Genomic DNA, 5,108 nt, shown 5'->3' on the forward strand with positions numbered 1-5,108 from the left:
TGTCGATGCTGGTCGACTTCTTCCAGCCGCTGCGGCGTGCGTTGTTTCCCGTCTTCATCGTCAGCCAGACCTTGCCGCTGGTGGCGGTCGCGCCGCTGGTGGTGCTGTGGTTCGGCTTCGGGCTGGCGCCCAAGATCATGCTGGTGGCGCTGGTCACCTTTTTTCCGATGCTGGTTGCATTGGTCGAAGGCTATGAGGCGACCGAGGCCGAGATCGGGCAAATGCTGCGCGCCATGGGGGCAGGGCGCTGGCGCATCTTCCTGCTGGCGCGGCTGCCTTCGGCGCTGCCTTACTTCTTTGCCGGGTTGAGGATCTCCATCACCTATGCGGTGGTCGGCGCCATCTTCGCTGAATATGCCGGTGCCGCGAAGGGTCTGGGCATCTACATGCTCAACGCCAAAAACAATTTCCGTCCTGATCTGGTTCTTGCCGCCGTCGGTGTCAGCGCGGCGCTGACCCTTGTCCTGTTCGGGTTGACCGTGTTGCTGCAGCGCCTTGCCATGCCCTGGGAGCGAGCCGACAGGGAAACTGCCGGGAAGGGGGCCTGGCGATGAGCCGGCTCGAACTGCGGCATGTGCACAAGGCGTTCGGTGGGCTCGACGTGCTGGCCGATATTTCGCTCAGCGTCGGCGCTGGTGAGTTCGTCTCGATCCTTGGACCCTCGGGTGCCGGCAAGTCGACGCTGTTCCAGCTTCTGACCGGCGCCGAGCATGGCGAGGGCGAGATGTTGTTCGACGGCGCGCGGCTCGACGACCACGGCAGGCACTTCGCCTTCATGCCGCAGCGCGACGCGCTGATGCCATGGCGGCGCATCCTCGACAACACGACGCTCGGGCTCGAAGTGCAAGGTATGAGGAGACAGGCGGCGCGGGCGCGCGTTGCGCCGTTGTTTGCCGAATTCGGGCTTGCCGGCTTCGAGCGGCATTTTCCCGCGCAGCTGTCCGGCGGCATGCGCCAGCGCGCGGCCTTGCTGCGCACCGTGGTGCAGGAGCGCGACATGCTCCTGCTCGACGAGCCGTTCGGCGCGCTCGATGCGCTGACCCGCACCGCCATGCAGCGCTGGCTCGAACAGATGTGGCGGCATCATCGCTGGACGGCGCTCTTGATCACCCATGACGTGCGCGAAGCCGTGTTCCTGTCCGACCGCATCTATGTGCTGTCGGCGCGCCCGGCCCGCATCGTGCGTGAAATCAGGGTGCCGTTGCCGCGCCCGCGCAGCCTTGGCGGCGATGCCGCGCGCCAGGCAAGCGCGCTCGAGGCCGAAATCCTCGACATCATCCTCAACCCCAATCCATCCAAAGGACACGATCATGACTGACTTGACGCGCCGGCAGGCCTTGTTGCTGACCCTTGCCACCGGCCTTCCCTTGATTGCCGGGACGGGTCGGGCTCGAGCACAATCGGCGGCACAAAAGGTCACCGTCGCCCTCGACTGGACGGTCAATACCAACCACATCGGACTGTTCGTCGCCCGCGACAAAGGGTTTTATCGCGAAGCCGGGCTCGAGGTCGACATCCTGCCCTACAGCGATACCGGTGCGGGCACGCTGGTCGCAAACCGCGTCGCCGATTTCGGCATCAACGGCACCATCAGCCTGTTCACCCAGAGAACCGCCGGGGCGGATCTGAAGGGCGTCTATGCGGTGGTGCAATCCGAAACAGGCCGCGTGGTCTTCAATGCGGCACGCAACGAGATCAAAAGCCCAAGAAGCCTCGACGGCTTGATCTATGGCGGCTTCGGCAGTGCCTGGGAAAACGCGCTGATATCGACCATCATTCGCCACGACGGCGGCAAGGGCAATTTCGAGACGGTGACGCTCGGCACCTCAGCCTATGAGGCGCTGGCCAATGGGTCGGTCGATTTCACGCTCGAAGTCTCGACCTGGGAGGGTGTCGAAGCCGAACTCAGGGGCGTCAAGCAGCGCAGCTTCGTCTATGCCGATTATGGCGTGCCTGATGAGCACACGACGCTGATCTCTTCGAGCGAAGCCTATCTCCAGGCCAATCCCAAGCCTGCGGCCGACTTCGTTCAGGCGACGCGACGCGGCTACCAGTTCGCTGTCGACCACCCCGACGATGCGGCAACCCTGCTGATCGCTGCAAACAAGGATGCCTTGACCAATCCGGCGCTGATCCACGCCTCGCTGAAGGCATTGATCGACGGCCATTATCTACGCAGCCAAAGCGGGGCCATCGGGACGATGGATCCGGCCAAGATGGAAGCGATTGGCGACTATCTCTTCGCCTCCGGCATTTTGCGCGATTCCGACGGCAAGCTGGTTGCTCGACGTCCGGATTTCGGGAGCTATTTCCGCAACGACTATCTGAGCTAGTCTGGCAAAACCAAATGACATGGGTCGCCAGTCTTTCTTGGCGACCGCGTGGAGCAGGTCGTCTGGAAGTGGCGCCCTGGCTCCCCGACAGCCAGTTTAATACCGATCTGATCTTGTTGATTAACTGCCCGGCAATGGTTGCGTGCAAAGGTCGCCCTGAGGGATCATTGGGGTGTCTGCATTGCTCATATCAAAAAGCGAGGCGCTTTCGCACGTCAGTGACGGCAGGATTCTGTCCGCAGCCCGAAAGCGTGAGATCCTGGTGGATTTGCGGGAAGGTTTCTTTCGGATCTGCGCGCTGGCCTTCGCGGGCATGTTCGTCTACCGCGGCGTGTATCACCTGATGCTCGACCCGACGCGCATCAATGTGGCGCTGGTGGCAATTTCCGAGATCCTGACCTTTACCTGGCTGCTTCTGTCGCGTCGGCCGAAGGTTCGCGACTGGAACCCGCTCACGGTGGTTGTCTCCGTGATCGCCAGCTTCGGTGTCGGTTTCATCGACCTGGAGCCGGGCGTGGCCATCATCCCGGTCCATGTTGCGGCGCCGCTGCAGGCCCTGGCGTTGGGGTTCGTAATCTGGGGAAAGATATCGCTGGGGCGTTCTTTCGCCATTCTGCCGGGCAATCGCGGCGTGATGACAGGCGGTGCCTACCGTCTGGTGCGGCATCCGATCTATGCCGGCTATCTTGCCGGCCATCTCTTGTTCCTGCTGTCGGCCTTTTCCTTCTACAATCTAGCCGTCTACGCGGTGATCACCTTCTTCCAGGTGCACCGCATCCTGCGTGAAGAGGCGCTGCTGGCCGTCACGCCGGAGTATCGGGACTATATGAAGCGCGTCCACTACAGGCTGTTCTACGGCGTCGTTTGACAGGCGCCCCGGCGCGCAGAATCGTTCGGTCTGCAACCACACTGGCAACGTTCGATCGTCAATAGACCTGCGCATTGTTTGTGCAAGCTAATATTGCGACTTTTACTGGCGTTTATTTCAGAAATTTTGAGATATATATACCACACTTCAATTTCAGTATTCTCTCTCTGTGAAGCTGAAACTCACTACCTCGCGTAATTGCTTCTGCAATCGGCTTCTCGCCATCTCCGGCCGATCGGAAAGCCCGCCACGCTGGTGGGCTTTCTGCGGTCCACAGGCGTGCCGGAATTAAATTCTGGTTGCCGTCACCAGGATGGCCGTTTCTGTTGCTGGCGTGACTTCTTCCGCGCGATGCCCGCCACAATCGCGGAACGGTAGGCCTTTGGAGCGCTCGTCTTTTGAACATCGCAGCTGCGAGGTTCAATCCTACGGCGCCGGCTCCTATGGCGGCGGCGGCCTTGGGCTCGTGCTGCTCATCGTCATCGTGCTTGTCGTACTCGGGTGCATCTAGCCGGGTTATCGCCAACTGATCGCAATCTCGTGAGCGCCCCAATGTCGGCGTGCACCGGATTGTGATGCAGGCAAGCCGGCTTGTGATCCTGCACTCTGCAAAACTTTCGTATGGTCATTGCGGTCCACACCCCCCCGTGGAAACAAGAGGAGAGGGTCCCACCCCTTGTCCTCCTCCAAGGCCCGCTCCGGTTCACCGTAGCGGGCTTTTGCTTGCTGGCGAGGCAAAACCGGCTCGCATCAAACCCTATGGGCGAGGCGTTCAGATGCTGGCGCCAGTCGACTACTCCATGTCAGGCACGTCACCGCTGACGAAGAGCGTGTTCGGCGGACCATATTCGCCCAGCGTCGGATCGGCCTCACGGCTCCAGGCGATGACGCCGGAATGCTTTGCCGTCAGAGCCCTGGCGGTGCGTATGGCGCGATCCTCGCTCTGCTGGTCGGCGGGTCCAAAGGCTGGGAACAACTCGCCATCCTCACCGCGATCGAACGCGACCACGACGATCAGCCTGGGATTTTTCTGGCCACTGGAATCGGACATCTTGCACCTTTGGCGCAGAACCTATCACATTGCTCGGGGTTGAAGGCCGCGAATCGATGAATGCCGACTTTGGGGAGTGGCATCGTGCAAGATCAGCGTTTCGATGAGCCGGTCAGGATTGCGCTCGGCCGATCGCGAAACTCGATCTTCAACGTGGAGCGGGTCGCTCAGGCTGCCGACATCCTGCTGAACCGCTGGCCGGTTGCGACCGGGCAAAAGCATATGGTTGCCCGCAAGGCCTGTCTGGCCGTGCTCGAGGGAAAGAAAGAAGTCTCGGCGGCAAGAGCGGCGTTCATCAACGCCGCTATCGAGGCGGACATCCTCGTCGAACCGCGTGAGGTGTCGATCCCGTAGCCTGTCCCTGGTGAAATTGAATCAGGATCTGGCTCCATCCCCTTGATGTATGCCCCTTTTTGGCGATCGCCGACCGGCTTTTCAGGGCTATTGACCTGCCTCTCGGCACGCCCTGCACGGTTATCCCGCACATTTCGCTGCCTGTTGGTCAGTCTTCGGCATCTGTTGACATAGCATCCGGGCCTCGGTATTGAACAGGATTATACAGGTTCATTGAACAGGTACCCTTATGAAGCGGCGCGCGGTTCAACTGTCTCCCGGCACGGGCAAGCCCGAGCAGATCGCCACCGTCCTCGAACATGAGATCCGTTCCGGCGTCCTCGGTTTCGGCGACCGCCTTCAAAGCGAGAACGAACTCGTCCAGCGCTTCTCCGTTAGCCGCAATACGGTCCGCAAAGGCCTCGAGGAACTGTCCAGCCGCGGGCTGATCACGACCAAGGTTGGTATCGGCTCGTTCGTCACCTTCGACGGCAAGCCGGTCGACGACTCGATCGGCTGGTCG

At 61.2% G+C, this 5,108-nt stretch carries 8 protein-coding genes; 7 read left to right on the top strand and 1 reads right to left on the bottom strand.

All coding sequences use genetic code 11. From position 1 onward, the window contains the following. The 5 genes from EN994_RS17230 to EN994_RS17250 all read left to right on the top strand — a co-directional run. Nucleotides 1–554 (top strand): ABC transporter permease (locus EN994_RS17230; RefSeq protein ID WP_164745976.1); only part of this gene is annotated, 554 nt, incomplete at its 5' end. Further along, a complete protein-coding gene (locus tag EN994_RS17235; RefSeq protein WP_063168554.1) occupies nt 551–1,318 on the top strand; it encodes an ABC transporter ATP-binding protein in 768 nt (255 codons plus the stop codon). The genes EN994_RS17230 and EN994_RS17235, both read left to right, overlap by 4 nt. Further along, complete coding sequence (locus EN994_RS17240; protein WP_063168553.1) at nt 1,311–2,333, top strand: ABC transporter substrate-binding protein; 1,023 nt, start codon at nt 1,311–1,313, stop codon at nt 2,331–2,333. The genes EN994_RS17235 and EN994_RS17240 overlap by 8 nt, the downstream gene beginning before the upstream one ends. A gap of 262 nt (nt 2,334–2,595) precedes the next feature. Beyond that, nucleotides 2,596–3,201, top strand: coding sequence for an isoprenylcysteine carboxylmethyltransferase family protein (locus EN994_RS17245; protein WP_245459051.1), 606 nt, complete (start codon nt 2,596–2,598; stop codon nt 3,199–3,201). Between the two features lie 313 nt (nt 3,202–3,514). Then, complete coding sequence (locus EN994_RS17250) at nt 3,515–3,712, top strand: DUF3309 family protein (RefSeq protein ID WP_082826496.1); 198 nt, start codon at nt 3,515–3,517, stop codon at nt 3,710–3,712. 282 nt (nt 3,713–3,994) lie between these two features. Here the strand turns inward: EN994_RS17250 and EN994_RS17255 are convergent, their stop codons facing one another. Next, nucleotides 3,995–4,252, bottom strand: a complete 258-nt coding sequence (locus EN994_RS17255) for a hypothetical protein (RefSeq protein WP_013530800.1) — start codon at nt 4,250–4,252, stop codon at nt 3,995–3,997. 84 nt (nt 4,253–4,336) lie between these two features. Here EN994_RS17255 and EN994_RS17260 point away from each other — a divergent pair, with 84 nt between their 5' ends. Continuing rightward, nucleotides 4,337–4,606 carry a DUF982 domain-containing protein gene (locus EN994_RS17260; RefSeq protein WP_013530801.1) on the top strand — a complete coding sequence of 90 codons (270 nt, stop codon included), beginning with the start codon at nt 4,337–4,339 and terminating at the stop codon, nt 4,604–4,606. Nucleotides 4,607–4,835: 229 nt separating this feature from the next. Further along, nucleotides 4,836–5,108: GntR family transcriptional regulator (locus EN994_RS17265; protein ID WP_164745977.1), on the top strand; the 273-nt coding region annotated here is incomplete at its 3' end.

Origin of the sequence: Mesorhizobium sp. M7A.F.Ca.CA.002.09.1.1 (assembly GCF_003998555.1) — a bacterium.
Taxonomy (GTDB): Bacteria; Pseudomonadota; Alphaproteobacteria; order Rhizobiales; family Rhizobiaceae; genus Mesorhizobium; species Mesorhizobium ciceri.

What these genes read in the sequence shown, in the direction of transcription:
- EN994_RS17250 (WP_082826496.1), top strand. Translation starts at nt 3,515, where the DNA reads ATGGCCGTTTCTGTTGCTGGCGTGACTTCTTCCGCGCGATGCCCGCCA.
- EN994_RS17255 (WP_013530800.1), bottom strand. Translation starts at nt 4,252, where the DNA reads ATGTCCGATTCCAGTGGCCAGAAAAATCCCAGGCTGATCGTCGTGGTC.
- EN994_RS17240 (WP_063168553.1), top strand. Translation starts at nt 1,311, where the DNA reads ATGACTGACTTGACGCGCCGGCAGGCCTTGTTGCTGACCCTTGCCACC.
- EN994_RS17235 (WP_063168554.1), top strand. Translation starts at nt 551, where the DNA reads ATGAGCCGGCTCGAACTGCGGCATGTGCACAAGGCGTTCGGTGGGCTC.